Genomic DNA, 24,249 nt, shown 5'->3' with positions numbered 1-24,249 from the left:
GCGGGTCGGTTCCAACTGGAACCGACCCGCCCTCCTTAGCTTTATATCTGCTCTGGATAGTTTATTAACTAGGCAGTTTTACGATCGTGCGTAGCGAGATAGGAGCGACGTTCTTCTTCGGTCATGCCACCCCAAACACCGTAAGGTTCACGAACCCGCAGGGCGTGATCACGGCATTGTTGCATAACCGGACATTTAGCGCAGATTGCTTTTGCGTTCTCTGCGCGACGACGGCGAGTTGATCCGCGTTCCCCTTCGGGATGGAAAAACAACTCGGTATCCATTTCTCGGCAGGCGCCTTCGTACTGCCACTCCCATAGGTCCATTACGGGACCTGGCAGGCGAGATGCGTCAGTCATAGCGACTCCTTGAAATTGAAAAAATGTTGTGGATGGAAAGGTTCTGTAGACTCCGTCTAAAAACCGTATGAAGAGTAGTCTAACAAATCGATATAACAGAAAACAAGACCCAAAACCGCCAAATATAGCGGATTAAGTCACGTTTTAAGGATTTCAACGTGCTTTTTGCCTCATAATTAGATACTCTGAACAGGAATTGAACAACAATGTTGCTCATTTGTAGTTCATAAATATTTCACCCTGCACGTTTGTGCAGAAGCTTAGGCTGTGAACCTGCAGGAGGAAGTCCTCATGCCACGCATTCAATTGCATGGAATTGACTACCTCGATGCCCCTGTTTCTATCGCGGCGGCAGCGAAAGCGGTTGGATCTACCCCAGCGACTCTACGGACCTGGGAACGTAGGTACGGGATTGGGCCCTCGCTTCGCAGTAGCGGAAGCGTCCGAAAGTACACTGCCGCCGATATTCTCACTTTGCGTCGCATGAAAGAGCTGCGAGAGCAGGGGGTTAATCCTGCTGATGCCGCCAAACATGCGTTAGCTGAAACCTCTTCGGCTGCGACCGTGACAGCGGTAGGAAACGACTTTCCAGCTGACTTGGCCATAGCTGCTACAAATGCTGATCTCAACACCATCAGATTACTGATAGCACGGCAAATCTATTCCCATGGATTGGTGCGAACATACTGTGATTATGTCGAACCAGCGGTTTTGCAACTTGCAAACCGTACCACAGGTGATGTGCCCGGACAAGACCCTTATAGCCTAGTCCGCAGAGTTGTGATGGAGGCCGCAAGAGACGTGTCTGATCAGTCGCAGCCTTTGGGGGTGAACCCGCCACAAGCCCTGGTGGTAACAGGTGCTAATCGTTACCTGGCGGGACATGTTTCTGGGGCAGCTTTACGTTGGAACGGGATCGATGTGCGGGTAATTTCAAAATCTGGGCATGACGTTATTGACTCAATCCTGACTCATCTTGAGCACCGGCCAGTTGATGTGGTGGTGCTGATTGATGAAGAGAATCATCCTGCGGAGCTGATCGAGCAGTTGCTGGGGCGGGGAAGTAATGTGATCTGTGTGGGAAAGAATCCGCCTCCCATACTGAATTCTCAGGTGTTATGGATGCGCACGCTGCGGGCGGTTCTTTCTGAAGTGCAGGACATTCTTAGTGTGAAACGTGTAAGTTGTGAATAATGCTGTTCTAGTTTGAATGAGGTTTTATGGGGCGTGCGCGTTACTTAATGGTCTTGGGTTTGGTGTTGGGTGCTTTGTTGGCTCCCACTCCGTTTTTTGTCGAGGGAGCCCAAGCCGCTCAGCGTCGGCCGGAAAGTGATGGTTTCGAACGTGAACTAATCATTCATGATGAGCTGATGTATCAGCCGGGGTGGATGGATGAGCAACAAATCCAAGCGTTCTTGGATCGCTGGGGAGCCAAATGTAAGCCGAAACCGGGCGGGCCGCCTTGTTTGAAGGATGTGCTTTTAGATACGGAACCGATTGGGAAGCAGACCATGACTAACCGTAACCCTCAGTATGGTCCAGTTGAAGAAGTAACCGTCTGTGAGGCTATGAAGGGTGGAAAGCAGGAACCCGCCGCCCGGCTTATTGCCCGGATGAGTAAAGCCTGTAACGTCAGCCCCCAATTCTTGTTGGTGACGATTCAAAAAGAGTCCAGTCTGATTCAGCAGCCCCCAAGAAGCTACGATTCAGCTTTGGGTTACGGCTGCCCTGATGGTAAGCCCTGTGACTCAACTAAGGCTGGTCTGTTCAAACAGCTTTATAGTGCGGCCAAACAGATTCGTAGATATAGGCATATTAGCTGGACATATCATGCGGGTGATACCAGACATTTTGAGGGAAAACGAACCTACACCAACGACGCAGGCATAACCGTGGCAGAGTATGCGGATAAGTGCTCTGAATCAGTAACCTTCGCTAATCAGGCAACCGCGTCTCTGTATCAGTACACGCCTCATGTCACCAGTGATGCTTGGCTGTATAAGGATAAAGAATGCAGCAAACACGGTGATTATAGTTTCTGGGAATTGCATAAGCGCTACTTTATGCGCCCCAATCTGGATACTAATGTGTTCTCTGACGTGCAGTTTTCGGATGCCTTTTCAACCGATATTTGGTGGATGAGGGATAACCAATTGACTTCAGGATGGAACGATGGGACATATCGGCGGCTAGAGCCGGTGCAGCGCGATGCCGTGGTAGCTTTCCTTTATCGTCTGCATAAAAAATCGGGGAAGACACCGCGCCCCGCACATTCTAAACCGTTGCGTTTCGCGGATGTACCCGCTGGTAGTCAGTTCAGGGAAGAGATTAACTGGGCTTCACGAATGGGGTTAGTGAATGGTTGGGACGACGGAACTTTTAGGCCGCAATCGCCCGTTGAAAGGGGCGCTCTGACCGCCATACTGAAACGCTACTGCGGTAAGTACAGTGACACTTGTAAGGGCGCGGCTTTGATTCAAAAGCCGGCAGACGCATTCTTTGTCGATGTGAGTTCGGGTAGCCAGTTTTATCAGGAAATCAAATGGGCCAAGCAAAGAGGCCTGATTACTGGCTGGCCCGATGGTAGTTTCCGCCCAGTAAACTCAGTGAATCGTGATGCGATGGCCGCGATTATTCACCGACTCAGTGTAGGGCCCTAGCTGAGCTTTGGCCGTGTCTTCAGGGGCAGTAATCATGCTGAGTGAAAACAAATCCGTAGCTGGGGTGACTAAAGCGCCCTTTTGCGCATAGAATATGAGAGATGAGCGAACAAAATTTTCCCTTAGTAAATGATCCTTTCGCCCTTGAAGGGCTAACCTACGATGATGTCTTGCTACTACCTGAAGTAACCGATGTGGTTCCATCCAAGGTGGACACGACCGCCCGTTTGAGTCGTAACATAACTTTGAAGATTCCTTTGATCTCAGCCGCCATGGATACCGTCACTGAAGCTCGCATGGCTATTGCGATGGCCCGTCAGGGTGGTATAGGCATTATGCACCGCAACCTCTCCATTGAGGATCAGGCAGCGCATGTACGCCAGGTGAAGCGTTCAGAATCAGGGATGGTGACCGACCCGGTCACGATTCACCCCGAAGCCACGATTGAGGAGCTAGATCGGCTCTGTGGACATTACCGGGTCTCAGGTTTACCGGTAGTAGATGAGAACAATACCCTCCTCGGCATCATTACGAACCGCGATCTGCGTTTCATTCCCGCGGCAGAATGGCCCACCCGTAAGGTCGCGGACTGTATGACTCCCATGCCGCTAGTGACCGGACATGTGGGAATCCAGCGCGAAGAAGCTAAGGCACTACTAGCTAAGCACCGGATCGAAAAGCTACCCTTGGTTGATGATGAAGGACACCTAGCTGGCCTCATCACGGTTAAGGATTTCGTGAAGACCGAGCAGTACCCCAATGCCGCTAAAGATTCAGAAGGACGCCTCCTTGTAGGCGCAGCCATCGGTTACTGGGGTGACTCTTGGGATCGTGCTGTGGCATTGGCTGAAGCTGGCGCCGACGTGCTAGTGGTGGACACCGCTAATGGTGGAGCGCAACTGGCCCTAGACATGATTCGTAAGATTAAAGCCGATGAGCGTTTCGCCGGCATCGACATTATTGGCGGAAACGTCGCCACCACCGAAGGGGCCCAGGCCCTAATCGATGCGGGAGTTGACGCAGTGAAGGTGGGCGTGGGCCCCGGCTCCATCTGCACCACCCGTGTAGTTGCCGGCATCGGTGTGCCGCAAATCACCGCAGTCTACTTGGCCTCCCTGGCCTGCCGTCCCGCTGGGATTCCCCTCATCGCAGACGGTGGCTTGCACTACTCTGGTGACATTGCCAAAGCCATCGTAGCTGGCGCCTCAACCGTAATGCTGGGCTCCCTCCTGGCTGGATGTAAGGAATCTCCCGGAGAGCTAGTTTTCGTCAACGGCAAGCAGTATAAAACTTACCGTGGCATGGGCTCCCTCGGGGCGATGAGCTCGCGCGGACGCAAATCCTTCTCCAAGGACCGCTACTTCCAGGCCGACGTCAGCAGTGACGACAAGATCGTGCCCGAAGGCATCGAAGGACAGGTGCCATACTCTGGTAGCCTCGCTGATGTTATCTACCAGCTGGTGGGTGGACTCCACCAGTCCATGTTCTACCTGGGAGCTAACAACCTCAAGGAGGTTGCTGAGCGGGGACGCTTCGTCAAGATTACGTCCGCGGGTTTGAAGGAATCACATCCGCATGACGTGCAAATGACGAAGGAAGCCCCCAACTACCATTCCTGATCCTTCACATTCCTAGTACGGCCAGCGGGTGCCCACATCGGCGGGGCGCCCGCGCCGGCTGAGGAACTCGTTAAAGTTTTCCGCCCAAGCATGGTGCGCTTCACGCTGGAAAGAGACAATCTCTGCCACCGTGAGCTGCGCCAGTTTCGGGTAATTCTCCACAATCTTATCCAGCACGTTCAGAGTGGCGATAACGTCATACTCCGCGGTATGCAGGTTATCTCCCGGTTCCACCTGATAGGTTTCACACATGGCGCCCAGTGTCCGCTTTCCCTTCCGATAGCGGTCCACTGCCCGATCCAACACTAACGGGTCAACCACGCCGCCAGCGGGAACTTCACTGGCTCCGCAACGCTCCTCCAAAGTGGCCATTCCGTGCCGCTTCAGTTCAGAATTCAGTACCTGTAGGTCGTAGCCCGCATTGAAAGCAACCATGATGCCGCCCCGCTGCCAGTAGTCCACAATCTGTGAAGCTACTTCTTCCAGAACCTCAGTAATCGGACGACCTTCAGCGACAGCGCGTTCAGTGCTGATACCGTGGACCCGCGAAGCCGCTTCAGGAATGGGGACTCCCGGGTTCGCTAGCCAGGTGATTACCTGGTCCTCACCCTTGGGCTGACGCAAAACCAAGGCGGCAGTAACTAAACGTACCTGCGTGGGGTTAACACCGGTGGTTTCCGTGTCGAAACCGAAGCGGAACTGATTAGTCCAAATCTTATTCATTGCAATACTCATGCCTCCAGTGTGCCCCATCCGCGGGACAAAATGGAAAACAAACCTCGGGAAAGCCTAAACTAGATAAGGAGAGAGGCAGCTTCACCTGTCGACACAAAATGTGCCACAATAGGGGCAACTGAAAGGGGCAGAATGTCAGAACCAATCACCACCAAAATGCCGAACTGGGTGGCAGTTATTATTGCGATTATTCTGCTGGGAACCATGGGTGGCTCCATGTACTGGATTTACGACACCTACCGCAATCCGCCCAAACTACAGCATGCGGGCGCTATCCCCGTCACTATTGAAGGAAGCCCCTCCAGCCCCGAAGCCGGTGATGATCCTGCCCTCGCAAACACTAGGGGACCAAAAACTGAGCAGGTCAAGCAGCTGGCCGCTCTGACTCCGGTAAACCCGGAAGACTATCGGACTGAAAATGGGATTATTCGCTTCCGCTCCGCCTCATCGAACGAAGTCTGCGCCTACGCCGAAGATATCTCGCAGCTAGCCAATGACCGCTGGGTGCGCCTCGCTCCCACCGGCGATGAGCCCGCACTGAGCGGTCCCGGGGTGGCCTGCTCCCTCGTCCTCGGCCCCAATCTGCCCCGAGAAGAAGACCGCCGCTCCTGCCCTGAACATGAACTCAAAGGACGCTCCGCCACTTTGACCGGAACCTTTGTGGGGTATGGCGCCTGCCATGATGGGCACAATCCCGTGACTGAAGATGCCCGCACCGACAGCCACGACCGTGACCGCATCCCTGAGCGCGTCTCCGGCGTGAAAGAACTAGCCAACGGCTCCACGATTGAGCTGGGACGCTTCAAATGCGGTGGTCTGCTGCCGAATATGACCTGCGTGGATTTGCAAACCGGACGCGGATTCGGTGTCTCCGCCGGCCAATACCTGCTGATTCCGCCCGCCAAATAAGCCTGACTGAACCTACTGCAAGAATTGATCGAAGGAGAAACAATGGCTAATGAGATTGAGATTGGGCGCGGGAAGCGTGCCATCCGAGCATACTCTTTCGATGATATTGCGGTGATTCCTGCGCGGCGGACCCGCGACCCGGAGGACGTCACCACCGGCTGGCAGATTGACGCCTACCATGTGGACGTGCCCATCATGGCTGCTCCGATGGATTCAGTGATGAGCCCCGAAACCGCCATTATGTTCTCCAAACTAGGCGGCGTTGGTGTGCTTGACCTAGAGGGCTTATGGACCCGATATGATGATCCGACCGACGTCTATGAGACAATTCGGACCGTCCCAGAAGATCAAGTGACTGCGAAACTGCAAGAGCTCTACCGGGAACCCGTAAAAGACCGACTGATTTCGGAGCGGCTCCAGCAGATCCGTGACGCCGGCGTTACCGTGGCCGGCGCGCTGTCCCCGCAGAAAACCCAACGCCATATTGATGCGGTCATGGAAGCGGGAGTGGACCTGCTGGTGGTTCGCGGAACCACGGTCTCTGCGGAGCATGTTTCCAGCCGCAAGGAGCCCCTCAACCTGAAGCGTTTTATTTACGGACTGGATGTGCCAGTAATCGTGGGTGGCGTCGCCACCTACACGGCGGCACTGCATCTGATGCGTACCGGCGCTGCCGGCGTGCTAGTGGGATTCGGCGGTGGAGCCGCACATACAACCCGGCAGGCACTAGGTATTCACGTGCCGATGGCCACCGCGGTAGCTGATGTCGCCGCAGCCCGCCGCGACTACATGGATGAATCCAGCGGCCGCTACGTGCACGTCATTGCGGATGGTGGCATTGGGCACTCCGGGGACCTAGTCAAGGCGATTGCTTGTGGCGCTGACGCTGTCATGTTGGGTGCCCTGCTGGCTCGGGCCGAGGAAGCTCCCGGTGGAGGCTGGCATTGGGGTTCGGAAGCTCGCCACCCGATTTTGCCGCGCGGCCGTCGCGTACACGTCGGCACTGCCGGCACCATTTCTGAGGTCATGTACGGCCCCGCGAACCGCTCTGACGGCACCCTCAATATTGTGGGAGCATTGAAGCGCACCATGGCCACTACCGGCTTCAATGAGGTCAAAGACCTGCAGCGTGTCACGATTATCGTGAACCCCTACTAAAGCTGTTCTATCACCGCGGGTCGAGGACGAAATGCCCCCTCGGCTCGCCTTGCATGATGGTAAAATCAGCGTGTTACTAAACCTTCTAAGGAGGACCCAAATATGACCGAATACCGCATCGAACACGACACGATGGGTGAGGTAAAAGTTCCCGTCGACGCACTGTACGCCGCACAGACTCAGCGCGCCGTAGAGAACTTCCCGATTTCCGGTGTCACCCTGTCCCCGCACCACATTGCGGCGCTGGGCCAGATTAAGCGCGCCGCCGCTTTAGCTAACCGTGAGCTAGGTGTGCTGGAGCAAGATCAGGCTGACGCCATCGTTGCTGCCGCCGACAAGGTGATTGCCGGCGAAGTGAACGACCATTTCCCCATTGACGTGTTCCAGACCGGTTCAGGGACTTCCTCGAACATGAACACTAACGAGGTTGTTTCCTCCCTCGCTAACCAGACTTTCCAGGGCGAGAAGCCGATTCACCCGAACGATCACGTGAACGCCTCTCAGTCCTCGAATGACGTGTTCCCGTCTTCAATCCATATTGCTGCCGCCACTGCCATTGAGCAGGAGCTGCTGGGTGAACTAGCTATCTTGGCTGAATCCCTAGAAAAGAAGGCCGTAGAGTTCAAAGATGTTGTAAAGTCTGGTCGCACCCACCTGATGGATGCCACCCCAATCACTTTGGGTCAGGAATTCTCCGGCTACGCACAGCAGGTCCGCAACGGCATTGAGCGTATCAAGGACACTTTGCCGCGTCTACGTGAGCTGCCCTTGGGCGGCACCGCTGTGGGCACCGGCATCAACACCCCGAATGGTTTCAGTGCCCGCGTGATTGAACTGGTCGCTGAGAACACTGGTGTGGCATTCGTTGAAGCCCCCAACCACTTTGAGGCACAGGCCGCACAGGACGCCCTCGTGGAGACCTCCGGTGCGCTCCGTACCGTCGCAGTTTCCTTCGTTAAGATTGCTAACGACCTGCGCTGGATGGGTTCGGGCCCGCGCGCCGGCATTGGCGAGATTGCTCTGCCTGACTTGCAGCCGGGCTCTTCCATCATGCCGGGTAAGGTCAACCCGGTGCTGCCGGAAGCTACCGTGCAGGTTGCTGCTCAGGTGATTGGTAACGATGCGGCGATTGCTTTCGCTGGTGCCCAGGGCAACTTCGACCTGCTGGTCATGCTGCCGGTAATGGCCCGCAACCTGCTTGAGTCCATCACCATTTTGGGTCATGTTGCTGAGCAGCTGGCTATCCGTTGCGTTGATGGTATCACCGCCAACGTGGAGCGTTGCCTAGAATACGCTGAGTCCTCTCCCTCGATTGTGACCCCGCTGAACCGCCTCATCGGTTACGAAGCTGCCGCGAAGATCGCTAAGCACTCCGTGAAGACCGGTGTGACCGTCCGCCAGGCCGCCATTGATTTGGGCTATGTTGCCAACGGTGACATCACCGAAGAGCAGCTGGATAAGGCACTGGACGTTACCACCATGGTTGGTAACTACTGAGCCGCTGATTCGCTTAGTCCCTAAAGTGTTGGCCCTATCGCATTGCTGGTAGGGCTAACGCTTTTTCTGGGCAGTAAAGCGAGGTAAAGAGCGTCTAGGCGCGCCAAAGAAACGCTCTGATCTAGACTGGGTACTAGTTTTGAACTACATCGTCTGGAGGGTTTGGATGGAACTTGGCCACGAGGCGGCTTTTGCTGCGGGTGCTGATAGTGCTAGTGCGCAGCGGGCTTTGCGGAAGATGAGTGAGGACCCATCGGATGAGAGTCTTTTATCAAAGCTTGTCGGAATCAGTACGCTAGGGCAACGGGCCATACGAAAGATGAGCGATTGGCCGGAACAGCCTAGGGTGTTCTCACAGTCGAAAATCTTGATTCCTGTTGGAGCGATATTTTCTATTTTGGCGCTAGCTATCCTAATTTTTGGGGATCCGACCGGGCGAAGTCTATTTGATGCTTTGGCTCTGTTGTTAGTTTCTCTCACTCTGCTGGCTCACGGGATTTGGCGGCGGTTTGGGGTGGATAAGGATAAGGTGTGGACCAAGTTTGGGCCTTGGTTTTATCGTGAAGTCCACTTTTCTGGAATCACCCGATTGGAAGGTGGAATACAGCGCTTTAAGCTATACGAATCTGGCACTATGGTCAATGTAGATTATCAACGGTTTGACTATTCGCTGGTTTATGTGAGGCTACTGGAAGAACTACAAAAGCGTCGGTTTGGGTTACCTGGCGTTGGAGTTGATAGTCCCGACTGGGATATGGCTGCTCAACAATGGCGGCAAACAATAGCGTTACGCCTCTACAAGCTTCAAAAAAAGTATTATGACAGCCATCCGCAGTCCCTCGAATATCTAAACAGCCTCACTGAGACCCCGGCATCCTACATAAACTAGGTGAAAGACTACCGTTTTACTACTGCGAGCACGCCATCGCTACAAGGCAACATGCAAGGGAAATAACCCTCGCTGCTAGTCAAAACGTCAATCACTTCACGCATTCCTACGGTCACCCCGTCACGGCGGACCGGGTCTGCCACCTGCCCGCGCAGCATTGCATGCACAATCACCAACACGCCACCCGGGCGAAGCATCCGTGTAGCATGAGGCAAATAGTAGGGGACCTCCTCAGGATTGCCGTCCAAAATCACCAAATCATAGGCTTCAGCGTTCATCCTCGGCATCATATCCAAAGCCCGGCCATTGAAGACCCGGGTAGCTGAACTCGGAAAACCAGCACACTTAAACGAAGCACGGGCGGCCTGCTGGGACTCACCCTCGGAATCAATCGTCGTTAAAACCCCATTCTCAGGCATGCCCTGCAAAACATACAGGCCCGAAACACCCGCACCAGTGCCCACCTCAAAAACTGAGCGGGCCGACAAAGCCGCCGTCAAAAGCCGCAAAGTCGCCCCCACACTAGGGGAAACCGGATTTGCGCCCAACTCGATCGCATCCATGCGAGCCGCCGCAATTACCTCATCCTCTGGGATTACCTCATCCGTGTAATCCCACATCAAAGCAATATCCATTGGGATTCCTCCTCAACGACCCGCCCTACAGCGGAGAAACCCCAAGATTACGGCCCTGCAAACCACGAGCCCGCTTAGTCAAAGCCGCGGCCACCGCCTCCAGCTGCATGGCGGCCTCACCGCCTTGCAAAACCACCGGATTGCCACCATCAGAGCCCTCACGCAGACTCATATCAATCGGAATCTGCGCCAACAAAGGCACCTTATACTCCAGCATCTCAGACAACCGATCCGAAACCTGCTGACCGCCCCCAGAACCAAACAGCTCCAGCTTAGAACCATCCTCCTGCTGCAGGTAGGACATGTTCTCAATCACGCCGACCACCTTCTGCTTAGTCTGCGTGGCAATCGAACCAGCCCGCTCCGCCACCTCAGCGGCAGCAACCTGCGGGGTAGTGACCACCACAATCTCAGCATTCGGCAACAGCTGCGCAATCGAAATAGCTACGTCACCCGTACCCGGAGGCAAATCCAGCAGCAAAGCATCCAAATCACCCCAATAAACGTCAGCTAAGAACTGACGCAAAGCCCGGTGCAACATTGGGCCCCGCCAAACCACCGGCGTCCCATCAGGAACAAACATGCCGATACTCATCACCTTCACGTCATGAGCGACCGGCGGAATAATCATCGAATCAATCTGCTGAGCCGGATCATCCACGCCCAGCATGCGAGGGATAGAGAAACCATAAATATCGGCATCCACGACGCCGACCTTCAACCCCTGCTTTGCCATCGCGGCAGCCAGGTTAGCGGTCACCGAAGACTTACCAACTCCGCCCTTACCGGAAGTGATAGCGAAAACCCTAGTCAAACTATCCGGCTTAGTGAAAGGAATATCCCGCTCCGTATGGCCCGTGAGCTTCTCCCGCAGTTCCTTCTTCTGCTTCTCACTCATCACGCCCAGATTGACCAAGACCGCGGAGACGCCCTCGACCTCGGAAACCAACTGCTTAACATCCTTCGTGATGGTGTCCTTCAACGGGCAACCCGCAGTCGTCAAATCAACCCCGACAGTAACCTGACCATCATCGCTGACCTCAACGGAACGAACCATGCCCAGCTCAGTGATAGGGCGTTTAATCTCCGGGTCAATCACCCGATTCAAGGCCTCATCAATGGCTTCGCGGAAATCACTCATTATTTCTCAATCACCTTTACGTGCAGTATGGTCGGTAACGACAGGGGCCGGCTCACTTAAATCATCCGCCCCCGTTGAACTGGAATCCTCCGCGGCAGCAGAAAGCTGCTCAGCGTCCGAATTCTGATTCTCAGCGCGAATTTCTTCAATCAAGTCATCCAGCATATCGCGTAGCTCAGAACGAACAAAATCGCGGGTCGCAACATCACGCATAGCTAAACGCAAAGAAGCAATCTCCCGCGTCAAATACTCCGTATCCGCCAGATTACGCTCCGCCCGCTGACGATCTTGCTCCGCCGTTACGCGGTCGCGATCATCCTGCCGGTTCTGCGCCAACAAAATCAAAGGAGCCGCATAAGAAGCCTGCGTGGAAAACATCAGATTCAACAAAATGAACGGGTACTCATCAAAACGGTAACCGTAAATACCAATCAAGTTGATGGCAATCCAGATCACCACGAAAGCCGTCATATAGAGCAAGAACCGGGGCGTGCCCATGAACTTCGCAAAATTCTCTGAAAACTTGCCGAAAGACTCAGAGAAAGAATGGTTCGCTTTGAACTTTTGCCACCAACGCCGACGGGTCAAAGGAGCATCAATCGGATTAGCCATGAGCGCTCCTTGTCACTGTCTCATCGGTGACATCCTCATCGGCGTCACGCCAGTCATCAGGCATCAAATTATCTAGCACGTCATCAACTGAAACCGCGCCCAACAGCATGCCCGCATCATCAATCACCGGCACCGCAGTCAGATTATAGGTAGCCATCAGACGGGTAATCGTACCAATCGAAGTATCCGGGGAAATACCCTCAATATCGGTGTCTAAGATTCGCCCAATCAGGGTCTGCGGAGGCTCACGCAAAGCCCGCTGAATATGGACCACACCCAGATACTTACCGGTCGGCGTCTCCAACGGTGGCCGCGTCACGAAAACGATCGCCGCCAAAGTCGTTGGAATGTCCTCACGCCGCACATTCGCCAGTAAAGACGCCACCGAAGCGTCAGGAGGCAAAATGATTGGCTCAGTAGTCATCAAACCACCGGCGGTATGCTCCTCATAAGCCATTAGACGCCGCACGTCCTCGGCTTCCTCGGGCTCCATCAACTGCAGCAGCTGGGTGGCGCGATCTTGCGGCAACTCAGCCACCAAGTCGGCGGCGTCATCAGGCTGCATCTCATCCAAAACATCTGCCGCGCGGGAGTCCTCCAAAGCGCTCACAATGGTGAGGCGGTCATCATCAGAAAGCTCCTCCAAGACGTCAGCGAGACGCTCATCAGGAAGCTGCTTAGCGACCTCAATCATCCGCTGCTCAGTCAAATCATGCAAAGAGTCAGCCAAGTCGGCGGGCTTTAAGTTCTCCAAAGTCGCCAGCAAAGTGGAAGCATCCTGGGGGAGCCCCGAAGTGGCGGTCCCGCTAACCTGATCGAAACCCACGAGGAGGGATTCGCCGGTGCGACGGTAGCCCAAAGTGGAAGGGCGAACCCGCTCCACGAAATACTCCGAAACCATCCAATCCCGGTGCGGGGACTGCTCCAACGCAATATCACCGATCCGGCCCAGACCAGAACCGTCCTTGAAATCAACCAGCCGGTCAAGCAAATCCGCAATCGCTAAAGTCTCCGCAGTGCGCTGCTTAAAACGACGAATATCTAGGCGGCCCGTCATAATGACAGCGCCCGCCTCAATGGAGGTAATCCGGCTGAACGGCAAGAATACGCGCCGCCGGTTACCCACCTCAACGACCAGTCCCACTGCGCGCGGAGCATTACGGAAACTCAACAAAATGACGATATCAGCCACCCTGCCAACCGCGTCACCGATCGGGTCAAAAACTGTGGTGCCGGCCAGTCGGGCAGCAAAAATACGTTTAGTGCGGTTCTTCCGTGGTTGTCTTTGATTGGCCATTCACGTCCCCGCTTTCTTCTAGTCAGGTTTCATTAGTGGCGGGATAATTCCCCACCTCAGCTAAAACGCATAAAGCCCTGTCTAACATTCTAACGCCTTTCCGGTGGGGGAGAGAATCTGAATCCCTCGCCAATTGCGAATTTGCCGCCCGAAAAAGCGCATTTTCGCGCAAGAAAGCAGAAAAACTGTAAGAATCGTAGCTATGACAATGAGTAACTCGATAAAAACCGGGGGAGCCACCCTCCCCAGCGGCACCGCCGTGGCCCGCTACGAAAAATATGAGCAGGCCCAGGCCGCAGTCGACCAGCTTTCCGAAGCTGAATTTCCGGTCCAGCACGTCGCCATTGTGGGTGTGGATCTGAAACTAGTGGAACACGTCATGGGGCGAATCACCTTCGGGAAAGTCCTGCTGGCGGGCGCCGCTCAAGGCCTCTGGCTAGGTTTCATGGTTGGTCTGATTGCTGGCGTGGTCGGTTCCGGAGTGACCACCGCAAGTTTCGCGGTGACGCTCTCCCTCGCCTCCGCCCTCGGCCTGGTCGGTGGCATCCTTTTCGGGATACTCAGCTATTTCATGCGCCGCGACAAACGCGACTACCTGTCGCACTCTCACGTGGTCGCAGCCAGCTATGAGGTGATCGCCGCAGAGAACGCCGAGTTGGCGCGTAAAACCTTGGAGAACAGCCCCGGGAACCTGCTTCGTCGGGAAATCTCGCGTCCCCGCGCGGGCGGTGATGACCCCTCGAAACGGCCCCCACGTTACGGGGTTCGCCTCACTGAAGCGCAAAAGCAGGCTTTCAACGCCGAGGCCGAGGGCGTCTCCGCAGACACGCCAGCGCAGGCAGAAACATCAGCCCCGGAACCGGTAGCAGAGCAGAAGGCGCCAGCGGCCCCGACAGTGCCCGAAAGCGGAACAGCCCAGGTAGCGGCTGAAAGCGGAGCAGAGCCGGTAACGCAGACGCCGGTAAGGCTGGAGGAAACCTCACCCGTCGCTACGGAGCGACCCAACTATGAGGCTATCTCGACGCGGACCAGTCCGAAAGGCGTGCCGATTCCCTCCCGGCGGGTGCTGCACCTGCAGGAAGAGCAAAGCCACGCGACGGAAGAAACCGCTCCCGGGGTTGGCGCAGAAGCCGGTCCCGGTGAAGTAGAGACTCAAAATGGGGAAGAAGAAATGCCACCCCAAATGAGGTGGCATTCTCCTTACGAAAACTAGGTTTTAGCGGCCCTGAATTTCAGTGATCCACTGCTCAACCGCGTCGGCGGTGCGGGGGATGCTTTCAGAGAGGCGCTCCACCCGGCCATCTTCACGGACAATGCAGTCATCCTCAATGCGCACGCCCATGCCACGGAAGCGCTCCGGGGCAACCAGGTCGTCCTCACGGAAGTACAAGGCCGGCTCAATGGTGAAACACATGCCCGGCTCAATTAGCGCATCCACATACATTTCGCGGCGTGCCTGAGCGCAATCGTGGACATCCAAGCCCAAGTGGTGACTGGTGCCGTGCGGCATCCAACGACGATGCTGCTGACCGGTCAAGCTCAAAGATTCTTCCGCGCTCACCGGCAAAATACCCCACTCTTCCATCTGGTGGGCCAGCACCTCAACTGCGGCATTATGCAGGTCGCGGAAGCGCGCCCCAGGACGGTTCGCAGCCTCCAAAGCGGCCTCACAGGCGCGCAGCACGGTGTCGTAGATTTCCCGCTGCGCGTCAGTGAACTTACCACTCACCGGCAGGGTGCGGGTGATGTCCGCAGTGTACAGGCTGTCCAGCTCACAGCCCGCATCCAAAAGCAAGAGATCCCCCGGCTGAATGCTGCCGTGGTTATCAATCCAGTGCAGCGTATTCGCGTGATTACCTGAAGCAGAAATAGTTTCATAGCCCACGCCGTTGCCTTCCTCACGGGCGACCGACATGAAGGCACCCTCGACCACGCGCTCACCGCGATGATGCTTCATCGCGCGGGGGAGGTTACGGATTACTTCCTCGAAACCAGCCTTAGTGACATCCACGGCCCGCTGTAGCTGCGCAACCTCATACTCGTCTTTAGTGAGGCGCAGCTCCGAAAGGGCACGCTCCAGCTCCGCGTCAATGGCTTTGGCGTCCTCACCGTGAGGCAGACCAGCCTGCTGCCGGACCTCATTGACGAGGGCGGTAACGGAAGCGTCAGCCGCCTCCACTACGCGCAAACTGGTGGCACCCGCATCCTTCGCCAAGGCATCCGCCAGTGAATCAATCGGGGCGCAAGTCAGGCCGGTGAAGTACTCCATCTCCTCCAAAGAGGGGCGTGCCCCCACCCAGAACTCCCCATAGGTGGAATCAGCGTAGAACTGCTCCGAAGAACGAGACGCCCGCGGCTGGAAGTACAAGATAGCCCGGTGAGATTCAGGGCCCTCATGGCCTTGTGGGAGAGGCTCCAACACCAGCACCCAATCTGGTTCCATTTCGCCGCCCAGACCGGACAGATGCGCGAAAGCAGAGTGGGCGCGGAAACGATAGTCAGTGTCATTGCTGCGGGTCTTGTACTGGCCCGCGGGAATCACCAGACGCTCACCCGGGAATAGGGCGCCAATCGCCTGATGGCGGGCAGGCAGATAATCAACCGCCCCGGAACGCTCCTCAGATACTGGCGGGCGCGGACCCCAATGGCTGCCAATAAACTCACGGAACGCCGGCGTGAAGGGGCTGGCCGCCCGGTTCTCATTTGCGGAGGCGTAGGCGCGTTGGGCCTCAGCCTCAGATTCACTAACATTTTTGGGGGGATTATTATTCTCTGTGCTCATGTTAGCTATTCTGCTACCGAAACTTAGATTTGTCAGCTGAAGCAGGCTGCCAGCTGAAAGCAGGCAAGCACCCGAAAGTGGCGAAAAATCGGTACACTACGGGAAAGAGCCAGTTTAATGGGAGGAAGTCATGACTAATCCGACTTTAAGTGCAGGGCTACGGGTAGCCCCAGACGCCCGGATTGACCTGCACACTCATTCCTCCGTTTCAGATGGCACCGATACCCCTACGGAGCTGATCCGCCAGGCCGCCGAAGCCGGATTGAACTGGGTGGCACTCACCGACCATGACACGCATTCCAGTTGGGAGGAAGCCTTAGCGGCCGCCGAGGATGTGCCCATGAATCTGCTGTGCGGCACTGAGGTATCCACCAATCTGAACGGAAACTCTGTGCATCTTCTGGCCTACGGATATGAGCCCGGAGGGGTGCTCGATCAGATGCTGGCAAAAGCTAGAAGGTCGCGGATTACCCGGGCTCAAGACATGGTTGATGGGCTGGCTAAAGACTACGAAATCACCTGGGAGCAAGTCCTTGCGCAAACCCAAGGGGATGGCACCACCGTAGGCCGGCCGCACTTAGCGGATGCCCTGGTGCAGACTGGAGAATTCCCTGATCGCACCGCCGCTTTCAACGGCCCCCTAGCGGGGGATTCCAAATATTATGTGCCGTATTGGGCGCCCTCCACCCCGGAAGCTATTTCCGCGGTCCGGGACAGTGGCGGCGTTCCCGTCATTGCCCACCCTTTCAGCGTCACCCGCGATTTCACTTTGACCGATGAGGAAATCGCGCTGGCGGTGGAAGCGGGCCTGATGGGGCTGGAAAGAGACCACCGTGATCATGGTCTAGCGGAACGGCAGAAGGTTGCTGGACTAGCTGAAAGGTTCGGCCTATTCGTGACCGGATCCTCCGATTTTCATGGCGACGGCAAACCTAACCGACTGGGAGAAAACCTGACCCAACCAGAGGTTTTACAGACCATCTTGGAACACTGCGCTACAGGAGTGTATTGGGCTGAGCAAAGAGACTGGGTTTAGCTTAAACTAGATACCTTACGCACCCCTGGAATCGTCCCGGCGCCGGGGTATAGTTGGTGTCATAAAAATGTTCGATATGGGATTCAAGGAGCACAGCATGTCTTCACGTCTGACAGGTTCAATCATTTCACTTCTCGCTGTCTTGGCGATTGCAGGCTGCTCCATCAATGGAACCGGCGGCGTTACCCCCACAGCGGAACCGGCCGCCACCGCCTCATCCTCGACCCCGGAAGAAGCCGCCACGAAGGTGCGTTTCACAATGTCTTGGACCGCGAACAATAACCAGACCGGTATTTTTGTCGCCCAAAAAATGGGATGGTACAAGGACGCCGGAATCGATCTGGAAGTCTTGCCGTACTCAGGTCAGCGTCCCACCGAAGTGATTGCCGCGGGCGCAGCCGACGCGGGAGACACGAACGCAGAGGCAGTAATCAACGCTGCCATCAACCAGATTGGTGTCACCATGGTGCACAACACGCAGCAAAAACCCTCCTACGGAATCTTGCTGAAAGCAGACAAAGCTGAGGTGACCCGCCCCCGCGACCTGGATGGCCTCACCTACGCCGACTGGGGCTCAGCCACCATTCGCGCTCAAGTTCAAGACATGATTAAGAACGACGGCGGCAAGGGTGATTTCAAGACCGTGAACTTGGCGGGCCCGGACGCCTACACCGCACTGAATGAGGGGCGCGTCGACTTCACTACCGGTTTCGTGACTGTCGAGGGGGAGCGCGCCAAACTCAACGGTACCCCATATAAGACTTTTGCCTTCGATAACTACGACGTGCCGGCAAACCCGGCAGATATCGGTATCGTACTTTCCAATAACTTCATTGAAAAACATCCCAAAGCCACTGAAGCCTTCACGCAAGCCACCCAGAAGGGCTACGATTTCGCGTTGAACCATCCTGAAGAAGCCGCTCAGATCCTACTGGAAGCCAACCCTGATGCGCACCTTGATCCGGAACTGGTGAAGAAAACCCAGATTTCACTATCTGCCGCCTACTGGAAAGACCATGAAGGCGTGACCGGGCACGCCGACCTGCGCGCCTGGCAGGACTACATTAACTACCTGCAGAAAAAAGAACTACTGCATGACGCCACTGGCGCTCCGGTCACCGCGGCGCTATCCGCCAACGACATGGTGACTAACCGCTACCTCAAGTAGCCGGCACCGCAACACAACCTAGGGGAGGGGACCGGATGCGGCCACGCAAACGGCGTCAGCTAGTTTCAGCTACGCTGACTGTCCTGACCCTGTTTATCCTCTGGGAGTTAGTTGTTCTACTCAGCCAGATTACGGCCCGTACTCTGCCCGCGCCCTCGGCCATTTTGGCTTCCGCCTGGAAAGATCGGGAACTACTACTGGCCGCCACCTGGGCCACCAGCCTAGAAGTATTCTTCGGAATGCTGATCGGCTGTGGGCTAGGCGTGATCGTGGGTGTTTGGGTGTATGCCTCCGCCGTAATGAGAGCCAGCATCTACCCGCTTCTGGTCGCTGCACAGACCATCCCAATTATCGCGGTCGCACCCCTAATCATGCTGTGGATGGGGTTCACACCGCCCGGTAAAATCCTGCTGGTTTCCGTCTATGCGTCCTTCCCGGTGGTGGCCGCCTGCGTGCGGGGGATGAGCTCAGTTCCAGATGAGTATGTCACCATGGTGCGCACCCTCGGCGCCTCCCCCAGCTGGGCGCTCTGGCAGGTGCGCTTACGCGGCGCAATCCCCACCATCTTGTCCGGAATCAAGATCTCCGCGACCTACGCTTTCGGGACCGCCGCGATGAGTGAATACGTGGGTGCCAGTGCGGGACTGGGAGTGTACTTGAACTCCGCCAGAGCCAACTACCGGACCGACCTAGTATTCGCGACCGCCTTCACTCTGGCGGTTTGCACCCTGATCCTCTTCGCCCTGATTGCCGTGCTGGAACGCAGCCTAGTGCGCTGGCCGGAAGCGCAGGTGGGATAATGCCGCAACTGCAACTCAGCCACATCAACTACACCTACCCGGTGGGCCGAGGGGGATGGCTCACTAAGAGCAGCCGCCAAGCTGTGCCGGTGCTTAAAGACATTAACCTGACCATTGAACCCGGGCATAAGATAGCGCTAATTGGCCCATCCGGCTGCGGTAAATCCACCCTGCTGGCTTTAATCTCAGGTCTGCTCGCCCCAGATTCTGGGCAGCTGAAAATCTCCGGCGAAAGCGTCGATTCCTTCGCCGGGCAGGTAGCCTTAATGCCGCAAAGAGACGCCCTCTTCGACTGGCTGACAGTGCAGGACAATGTGGCTCTCCCAGCCAAAATTGCGGGTGTCAGCCGCGAAGTGCGCCGCCAGCAAGCACTGGAGCTACTCCGACAGTTCCACCTCGATCAGGTTGCTACCGCCTGGCCGGCAGAACTATCCGGCGGAATGCGCTCCCGCGTTGCCTTCCTCCGAACCATGCTGACGCGCAGGCCCGTCCTTGCTTTAGATGAGCCGTTCGGGGCACTTGATGCACTGACCCGCGAAGATCTCCAACAATGGCTCACCGGCGTGGTAGATGAGCAAGGACTCACCCTCGTCATGGTTACCCACGATGTGGATGAAGCTGTCCTCCTAGCAGACCAAGTCCTAGTGATGGGACGCGCCCCCGGTGGAATCCGAGCGCAAATCGACACCAGCAGCGTGAACCTGGCCGCAAAAAACACGGTGAGCGCCGCCAACCAACAGTTCGTGCAACTACGCAGCCAGGTTCGCGCAGCCCTCAGTGAAGCGGCACAGAACACACCAAACTAGGGGAACCCGCATTGGTAAAACCCCATCTAGGACGATAGACTTATGTCGCACGACAGGGGAGCGTCCAAAGGAAGCTGAGAGTGCGCAAACGCGCAGACCCTCGAACCTGATTCGGTTAGTACCGACGCAGGGAGTCAACCACATACAGACGTACCCCCTTATCCGCAAAGACAAGGGAGATACAAAATGTCCATTCGCCGTGCAGCGACAATCGCGACCGTCATGGTCGCCAGCCTCACCCTGGCCGCCTGCGCCAGCACCGAACCGGTGAAAGAGGCCAGCAAATCAGCTGAAACCACAGAAACCAGTATGAGCGACAGCAGCGTCGTCACCCTGGTAACCCATGATTCCTTCAAAGTCGATGAGAAACTCATCGCCCAGCTCAAAACCGACACCGGCATCACCTTGAAAACAGTGGCCGCAGATTCGGGCGCCAAAATGGTTTCCCAGCTGACCTTGAAAAAGAACAGCCCCATCGGTGACGCCGTCTACGGTATCGACACCAACGTGATGGGTGCCGTCGCCTCCGCCGGACTGGTGGAAGACAGCGGATTGAAGCCCGTCGCTGGCGCCGAACAGTTCGCTGACCCGAAGGTCCCCGGCGCCGTGCCGATCGACCGCGGTGACGTCTGCCTAAACTACGACATCAAGTACTTCAAAGACAAGGGACTGACCCCTCCGAACACCTTCGAAGACCTCGCCAAACCTGAATACAAGGGCCTGCTGGTCGCTATCGACCCGGGTGAATCCACCACCGGCCTAGCCTTCCTGACCGGCACCGTGCAGAAGTTCGGGGACGGCTGGAAAGACTACTGGACTCAGCTCAAAGCCAATGACGTGAAAATCGTTTCCGGCTGGACCGAAGCCTACCAGACCGAATTTACGGCCGGCGAAGGCAAAGGCACCTACCCGATCGTGGTTTCCTACGCTTCCTCCCCCTCGTACTCTGTGAACGAAGCCGGCACTGAAGCTGCCACCGCCTCCGTCCTCAACACCTGCTACCCGCAGGTTGAATACGCGGGTGTCCTCACCAATGCGAAGAACCCCGAAGGCGCCAAGAAAGTCATCGAATGGCTCCAGTCGAAGGGCGTTCAAGAAGACATTCCGAACAATATGTACATGTACCCGATTGACCCGGCCGCCGCTGTGCCCGACGCCATGAAGAAGTTCGCGCCGCTACCGAACGACACTAAGCCTATGGATTCAGAGCAGGTTGAAAACAACCGCGCCACCTGGATTAAGGACTTCAAAACCATTTTCGGTGGCTGATTTAGCTAATCATGCAAACTGAGCAGCTCCCGTCCCCGGCCTCATCCGCAAAGGATCAGGTCGGGGCGGCTCTGTTTAAGCGCCCCGCATCCGGCCTGCTGGCAGTCACTTTGGTGGCATTCCTGGTGGCTGGAACCCTCGTTTTCTTGGGGCTGTTTTTCCTCTGGCCGTCCTTCACTCTCATCGGGATGGGGCTATTTGCCGAGGGTGAACTGGATTTATCCGCCTTCCAGACGCTGCTGACTCAATCCCACACCTGGTCAGTGATTTGGCGAACCATCTGGATGGCTCTCGCCGGGACGGTCGGCTCCGTCATCTGTGGGCTGCCGCTCGCTTTCGTCCTCTACAAACTACGCTTCCCGGGCCGTACCATCGCCCGCGGCCTCATCGCAGTGCCTTTCGTGCTCCCGACCGTGGCGGTAGCCGCCGGATACCAGACCCTCTTTACTCGCGGCGGCTGGCTGGAGTTCCTCCACTTGGAGCACACTGAGACGGCCATTATTATCGCCATGATCTTCTTCAATACGGCGCTCATTGCCCGCTCTGTAGGATCACTGTGGGCCCGCCTCGATCCGCGGCTAGAGCAGGCCGCCCGCACCCTCGGCGCCACCCCCAGTCGAACCTTCCGGACGGTGACGCTCCCAGCTCTGCGTCCCGCAATCCTCTCCGCGGCCTCACTGGTATTCCTGTACTGCTCCACCGCGTACTCTCTGGTGATGGTACTGGGCGGGATTGGGGTATCCACCATTGAGACTGAAATCTACTATGAGACGACGCAATACCTGAACCTGCGTGGCGCAGCCGTCCTCTCCATTGTGCAAATCCTGATTGTGGCCCTCGCCCTGCTGCTGGCTTTCCGCTCCAGCCGCAAAGCTGAAACCTCCCTGCGGTTCAACGCGACCGTGGTGGATAGGCCCCTGCGCGCCAGTGACGCTCCCGTTACCATAGCCAGCATCCTGATTGTGCTGGTAGTTATCGCCTTGCCGCTAGTGAACGTGGTGATTAGATCTCTGCGCCGAGGGGGAGAGTGGACCCTAGCGAACTACACGGATATGGCTGACCCGCAAGCCGCTAAAGTTTTACAAACCTCCGTTTTGGAATCCCTCTGGCTGACTTTGAAAACCGGGGCGGTAGCTGCCTTGATTGCTGTGCTGGTGGGTCTGATTGTGGTCGTGATAGCTTCACGTCCCGTCAGGAGTCCGAAAGTTCGTACCCTGCAGAGCACCTATGACGCACTATTTATGTTGCCGCTGGGGGTTTCTGCGGTCACTGTCGGCTTTGGCTTCCTCGTCACCCTTGACGCCCCACCCCTCAACCTAGGGCAAAGCGACCTGATGGTGCCGCTAGCGCAAGCCATCGTCGCGATACCGCTGGTGGTGCGGGTTACCGCGCCGACGATTCGGGGAATCAATGATCGCCTCCGGCAGGCCGCCGCAACGTTAGGGGCTTCCCCGCTGCGAGTCCTCGTGACAGTGGACGGACCCATGATTTTGCGGGCAGCCCTAGTGGCAGCCGGCTTCGCCATGGCGGTGTGCATGGGCGAATTCGGGGCCACATCGTTCTTGATTAGGCCGCAAAGCCCCACCCTGCCAATCGTGATTTATCAACTGGTTTCACGCCCCGGCGCCACCGAACAAGGCATGGCGATGGCAGCTTGTATGCTGCTGTGCGTGAGCGCCGCCGCCATCATGGTGGCAGTGGAGAAGCTACGCCCGCAAAGCCTGGGAGGATTCTAATGGAAATAAACAGCAAGCTGCGCCCCGACGGGGAGAATATGGGACCGGAAGACCTGGGACTGGAAGTTCGCGACCTGACCGTTAAGTACGGCTCTCTCACCGCGGTAAACCAGGTGAGCTTCACCGTTGCGCCAGGCCACATGCTGGCGCTACTGGGACCATCAGGATGCGGTAAATCCTCACTGCTGCGGGCTATCGCCGGACTGGAACCGGCAGTATCAGGGACCGTCAGCTTCGGCGGGGAAGACCTCTCCCGCACGCCCACGCACCGACGCGGATTCGGGATGATGTTCCAAGACGGGCAGCTCTTTCCCTCCCGCACCGTAGCCGGCAATATTGCCTACGGGCTACACGGACTAGGCTGGAGCAAACAGCAGCAGCAAGAAAGAGTTGCCGAGCTAATTGATCTAGTGGGTTTAAGCTCAATGGCTGACCGTGACATTGCGACGCTCTCCGGTGGACAAGCCCAGCGGGCCGCCCTCGCCAGATCACTTGCCCCCAACCCGCGCTGCCTGCTATTTGATGAGCCGCTGTCCGCTTTAGACCGAGGACTGCGCGAACGCATGGTCTCTGTGATCGGGGAAATCATGCAAACGACCGGGACAACCGGCGTCTATGTGACACATGATCAAGATGAAGCCTTCGCCCTCGCCGACCAGATCGCCATGATGAATCAAGGTAAAATCGTGCAGCTAGCATCCCCTGCGCAGCTGTGGCTCCAACCAGCCGACCGGACGGTAGCCGAATTCTTAGGCTACGGCCCCTTCCTGGACAGGACAGAAATCACGCAACTAGAGGCGGCCAAACCTCTACAAGAACTCTTGGACCGCAACGGTGGCCGCTGGATTGCGCTAGAGCCAGCTGCAGTGGAACTAGCGGACCCGCATTTTCGCAGTCAAGCTGCCGGCTTGGCAGATTCCGCAACTCAGCCCGCCGGAACAGAGCCCGCAGGAAAGCCCGCCGCAACCATCGAGGTTATGGTCACAGCCGCCAAAGCCGGACGAGGAGTATGGGATGTGGACGCAAAAATGCTGGCCCATCAGGTCAGTTTTACCGCCCCGATGAGCCAGCCTAAGCCGCAGCCTGGTCAGCTGCTAAAAGTACAGATTCGCGAAGACAGAATCGTCGCAATCAAATAGTT

At 56.6% G+C, this 24,249-nt stretch carries 22 protein-coding genes and 1 riboswitch; of the genes, 15 read left to right on the top strand and 7 right to left on the bottom strand.

Annotated elements, in window-relative coordinates:
• Positions 1-68 precede the first annotated feature (68 nt).
• On the bottom strand, positions 69-359 hold the full coding sequence (locus BM477_RS06705) for a WhiB family transcriptional regulator (RefSeq protein WP_075361889.1): 291 nt from the start codon (positions 357-359) through the stop codon (positions 69-71).
• A 291-nt stretch (positions 360-650) separates the two neighbouring features.
• On the opposite strand from BM477_RS06705, the gene BM477_RS06700 reads away from it, so the two are divergent.
• The 3 genes from BM477_RS06700 to guaB all read left to right on the top strand — a co-directional run bounded on the left by BM477_RS06700 (position 651) and on the right by guaB (position 4,638).
• Positions 651-1,553 (top strand): MerR family transcriptional regulator, encoded by a 903-nt coding sequence (locus BM477_RS06700; protein ID WP_075361888.1) that lies wholly within the window; start codon positions 651-653, stop codon positions 1,551-1,553.
• A gap of 26 nt (positions 1,554-1,579) precedes the next feature.
• Positions 1,580-3,019, top strand: a complete 1,440-nt coding sequence (locus tag BM477_RS06695) for an S-layer homology domain-containing protein (RefSeq protein WP_075361887.1) — start codon at positions 1,580-1,582, stop codon at positions 3,017-3,019.
• A 101-nt stretch (positions 3,020-3,120) separates the two neighbouring features.
• Positions 3,121-4,638 carry an IMP dehydrogenase gene (gene guaB / locus BM477_RS06690; RefSeq protein WP_075361886.1) on the top strand — a complete coding sequence of 506 codons (1,518 nt, stop codon included), beginning with the start codon at positions 3,121-3,123 and terminating at the stop codon, positions 4,636-4,638.
• A gap of 12 nt (positions 4,639-4,650) precedes the next feature.
• On the opposite strand, the gene BM477_RS06685 is transcribed toward guaB, so the two are convergent.
• Positions 4,651-5,373, bottom strand: a complete 723-nt coding sequence (locus tag BM477_RS06685; protein ID WP_075361885.1) for an exonuclease domain-containing protein — start codon at positions 5,371-5,373, stop codon at positions 4,651-4,653.
• Positions 5,374-5,505: 132 nt separating this feature from the next.
• On the opposite strand from BM477_RS06685, the gene BM477_RS06680 reads away from it, so the two are divergent.
• The 4 genes from BM477_RS06680 (at position 5,506) to BM477_RS06665 (ending at position 9,826) form a co-directional block, all read left to right on the top strand.
• Entirely contained in the window at positions 5,506-6,282 is a 777-nt protein-coding gene (locus BM477_RS06680; protein WP_075361884.1) for a hypothetical protein, read from the top strand.
• Between the two features lie 42 nt (positions 6,283-6,324).
• Positions 6,325-7,440 (top strand): GuaB3 family IMP dehydrogenase-related protein, encoded by a 1,116-nt coding sequence (locus BM477_RS06675; RefSeq protein ID WP_075361883.1) that lies wholly within the window; start codon positions 6,325-6,327, stop codon positions 7,438-7,440.
• A 102-nt stretch (positions 7,441-7,542) separates the two neighbouring features.
• Positions 7,543-8,937, top strand: a complete 1,395-nt coding sequence (locus BM477_RS06670; RefSeq protein WP_075361882.1) for a class II fumarate hydratase — start codon at positions 7,543-7,545, stop codon at positions 8,935-8,937.
• Positions 8,938-9,103: 166 nt separating this feature from the next.
• On the top strand, positions 9,104-9,826 hold the full coding sequence (locus tag BM477_RS06665) for a hypothetical protein (protein WP_084543781.1): 723 nt from the start codon (positions 9,104-9,106) through the stop codon (positions 9,824-9,826).
• 8 nt (positions 9,827-9,834) lie between these two features.
• Here the strand turns inward: BM477_RS06665 and BM477_RS06660 are convergent, their stop codons facing one another.
• From BM477_RS06660 to BM477_RS06645, 4 genes are read right to left on the bottom strand one after another with little or no spacing between them, the layout of a single operon-like run.
• Complete coding sequence (locus tag BM477_RS06660; protein WP_075361881.1) at positions 9,835-10,461, bottom strand: O-methyltransferase; 627 nt, start codon at positions 10,459-10,461, stop codon at positions 9,835-9,837.
• Between the two features lie 25 nt (positions 10,462-10,486).
• Positions 10,487-11,602 carry an Mrp/NBP35 family ATP-binding protein gene (locus BM477_RS06655; protein WP_075361880.1) on the bottom strand — a complete coding sequence of 372 codons (1,116 nt, stop codon included), beginning with the start codon at positions 11,600-11,602 and terminating at the stop codon, positions 10,487-10,489.
• A 6-nt stretch (positions 11,603-11,608) separates the two neighbouring features.
• Positions 11,609-12,214, bottom strand: coding sequence for a DUF1003 domain-containing protein (locus BM477_RS06650; RefSeq protein ID WP_075361879.1), 606 nt, complete (start codon positions 12,212-12,214; stop codon positions 11,609-11,611).
• A complete protein-coding gene (locus BM477_RS06645) occupies positions 12,207-13,511 on the bottom strand; it encodes a magnesium transporter MgtE N-terminal domain-containing protein (protein WP_075361878.1) in 1,305 nt (434 codons plus the stop codon). The genes BM477_RS06650 and BM477_RS06645 overlap by 8 nt, the downstream gene beginning before the upstream one ends.
• A gap of 208 nt (positions 13,512-13,719) precedes the next feature.
• Here BM477_RS06645 and BM477_RS06640 point away from each other — a divergent pair, with 208 nt between their 5' ends.
• Entirely contained in the window at positions 13,720-14,724 is a 1,005-nt protein-coding gene (locus BM477_RS06640) for a YflT domain-containing protein (RefSeq protein WP_075361877.1), read from the top strand.
• Between the two features lie 3 nt (positions 14,725-14,727).
• Here the strand turns inward: BM477_RS06640 and BM477_RS06635 are convergent, their stop codons facing one another.
• A complete protein-coding gene (locus BM477_RS06635; protein ID WP_075361876.1) occupies positions 14,728-16,293 on the bottom strand; it encodes an aminopeptidase P family protein in 1,566 nt (521 codons plus the stop codon).
• A 130-nt stretch (positions 16,294-16,423) separates the two neighbouring features.
• Here BM477_RS06635 and BM477_RS06630 point away from each other — a divergent pair, with 130 nt between their 5' ends.
• The 7 genes from BM477_RS06630 to BM477_RS06600 all read left to right on the top strand — a co-directional run bounded on the left by BM477_RS06630 (position 16,424) and on the right by BM477_RS06600 (position 24,247).
• The gene (locus BM477_RS06630) at positions 16,424-17,329 is read left to right on the top strand and encodes a PHP domain-containing protein (protein WP_075361875.1); all 906 of its coding nucleotides are present in this window, start codon (positions 16,424-16,426) and stop codon (positions 17,327-17,329) included.
• Between the two features lie 97 nt (positions 17,330-17,426).
• Positions 17,427-18,497, top strand: a complete 1,071-nt coding sequence (locus BM477_RS06625) for an ABC transporter substrate-binding protein (RefSeq protein ID WP_158024391.1) — start codon at positions 17,427-17,429, stop codon at positions 18,495-18,497.
• 35 nt (positions 18,498-18,532) lie between these two features.
• The gene (locus tag BM477_RS06620) at positions 18,533-19,297 is read left to right on the top strand and encodes an ABC transporter permease (RefSeq protein WP_075361874.1); all 765 of its coding nucleotides are present in this window, start codon (positions 18,533-18,535) and stop codon (positions 19,295-19,297) included.
• Positions 19,297-20,103 (top strand): ABC transporter ATP-binding protein, encoded by an 807-nt coding sequence (locus BM477_RS06615; protein ID WP_084543779.1) that lies wholly within the window; start codon positions 19,297-19,299, stop codon positions 20,101-20,103. The genes BM477_RS06620 and BM477_RS06615 overlap by 1 nt, the downstream gene beginning before the upstream one ends.
• Positions 20,104-20,147: 44 nt before the next feature.
• Positions 20,148-20,253: riboswitch (TPP riboswitch) on the top strand.
• Between the two features lie 36 nt (positions 20,254-20,289).
• Positions 20,290-21,372: a thiamine ABC transporter substrate-binding protein gene (locus BM477_RS06610; RefSeq protein ID WP_075361873.1), complete on the top strand. Its 1,083-nt coding sequence runs from the start codon at positions 20,290-20,292 to the stop codon at positions 21,370-21,372.
• Positions 21,373-21,383: 11 nt separating this feature from the next.
• Positions 21,384-23,108, top strand: a complete 1,725-nt coding sequence (locus BM477_RS06605; RefSeq protein WP_084543778.1) for an ABC transporter permease — start codon at positions 21,384-21,386, stop codon at positions 23,106-23,108.
• Positions 23,108-24,247 (top strand): ABC transporter ATP-binding protein, encoded by a 1,140-nt coding sequence (locus BM477_RS06600; protein WP_075361872.1) that lies wholly within the window; start codon positions 23,108-23,110, stop codon positions 24,245-24,247. The genes BM477_RS06605 and BM477_RS06600 overlap by 1 nt, the downstream gene beginning before the upstream one ends.
• Positions 24,248-24,249 lie beyond the last annotated feature (2 nt).

The sequence above is a fragment of the Boudabousia marimammalium genome (assembly GCF_001936115.1).
GTDB classification, from domain to species: Bacteria; Actinomycetota; Actinomycetes; order Actinomycetales; family Actinomycetaceae; genus Boudabousia; species Boudabousia marimammalium.
The sequence above is the reverse complement of the archived record's forward strand: the minus strand, read 5'-3'. Positions and strand labels throughout refer to the sequence as shown.

Coding starts and splice junctions, on each gene's coding strand:
- BM477_RS06705 (WP_075361889.1), bottom strand. CDS start 359: ATGACTGACGCATCTCGCCTGCCAGGTCCCGTAATGGACCTATGGGAG.
- BM477_RS06700 (WP_075361888.1), top strand. CDS start 651: ATGCCACGCATTCAATTGCATGGAATTGACTACCTCGATGCCCCTGTT.
- BM477_RS06695 (WP_075361887.1), top strand. CDS start 1,580: ATGGGGCGTGCGCGTTACTTAATGGTCTTGGGTTTGGTGTTGGGTGCT.
- guaB (WP_075361886.1), top strand. CDS start 3,121: ATGAGCGAACAAAATTTTCCCTTAGTAAATGATCCTTTCGCCCTTGAA.
- BM477_RS06685 (WP_075361885.1), bottom strand. CDS start 5,373: ATGAGTATTGCAATGAATAAGATTTGGACTAATCAGTTCCGCTTCGGT.
- BM477_RS06680 (WP_075361884.1), top strand. CDS start 5,506: ATGTCAGAACCAATCACCACCAAAATGCCGAACTGGGTGGCAGTTATT.
- BM477_RS06675 (WP_075361883.1), top strand. CDS start 6,325: ATGGCTAATGAGATTGAGATTGGGCGCGGGAAGCGTGCCATCCGAGCA.
- BM477_RS06670 (WP_075361882.1), top strand. CDS start 7,543: ATGACCGAATACCGCATCGAACACGACACGATGGGTGAGGTAAAAGTT.
- BM477_RS06665 (WP_084543781.1), top strand. CDS start 9,104: ATGGAACTTGGCCACGAGGCGGCTTTTGCTGCGGGTGCTGATAGTGCT.
- BM477_RS06660 (WP_075361881.1), bottom strand. CDS start 10,461: ATGGATATTGCTTTGATGTGGGATTACACGGATGAGGTAATCCCAGAG.
- BM477_RS06655 (WP_075361880.1), bottom strand. CDS start 11,602: ATGAGTGATTTCCGCGAAGCCATTGATGAGGCCTTGAATCGGGTGATT.
- BM477_RS06650 (WP_075361879.1), bottom strand. CDS start 12,214: ATGGCTAATCCGATTGATGCTCCTTTGACCCGTCGGCGTTGGTGGCAA.
- BM477_RS06645 (WP_075361878.1), bottom strand. CDS start 13,511: ATGGCCAATCAAAGACAACCACGGAAGAACCGCACTAAACGTATTTTT.
- BM477_RS06640 (WP_075361877.1), top strand. CDS start 13,720: ATGAGTAACTCGATAAAAACCGGGGGAGCCACCCTCCCCAGCGGCACC.
- BM477_RS06635 (WP_075361876.1), bottom strand. CDS start 16,293: ATGAGCACAGAGAATAATAATCCCCCCAAAAATGTTAGTGAATCTGAG.
- BM477_RS06630 (WP_075361875.1), top strand. CDS start 16,424: ATGACTAATCCGACTTTAAGTGCAGGGCTACGGGTAGCCCCAGACGCC.
- BM477_RS06625 (WP_158024391.1), top strand. CDS start 17,427: ATGTCTTCACGTCTGACAGGTTCAATCATTTCACTTCTCGCTGTCTTG.
- BM477_RS06620 (WP_075361874.1), top strand. CDS start 18,533: ATGCGGCCACGCAAACGGCGTCAGCTAGTTTCAGCTACGCTGACTGTC.
- BM477_RS06615 (WP_084543779.1), top strand. CDS start 19,297: ATGCCGCAACTGCAACTCAGCCACATCAACTACACCTACCCGGTGGGC.
- BM477_RS06610 (WP_075361873.1), top strand. CDS start 20,290: ATGTCCATTCGCCGTGCAGCGACAATCGCGACCGTCATGGTCGCCAGC.
- BM477_RS06605 (WP_084543778.1), top strand. CDS start 21,384: ATGCAAACTGAGCAGCTCCCGTCCCCGGCCTCATCCGCAAAGGATCAG.
- BM477_RS06600 (WP_075361872.1), top strand. CDS start 23,108: ATGGAAATAAACAGCAAGCTGCGCCCCGACGGGGAGAATATGGGACCG.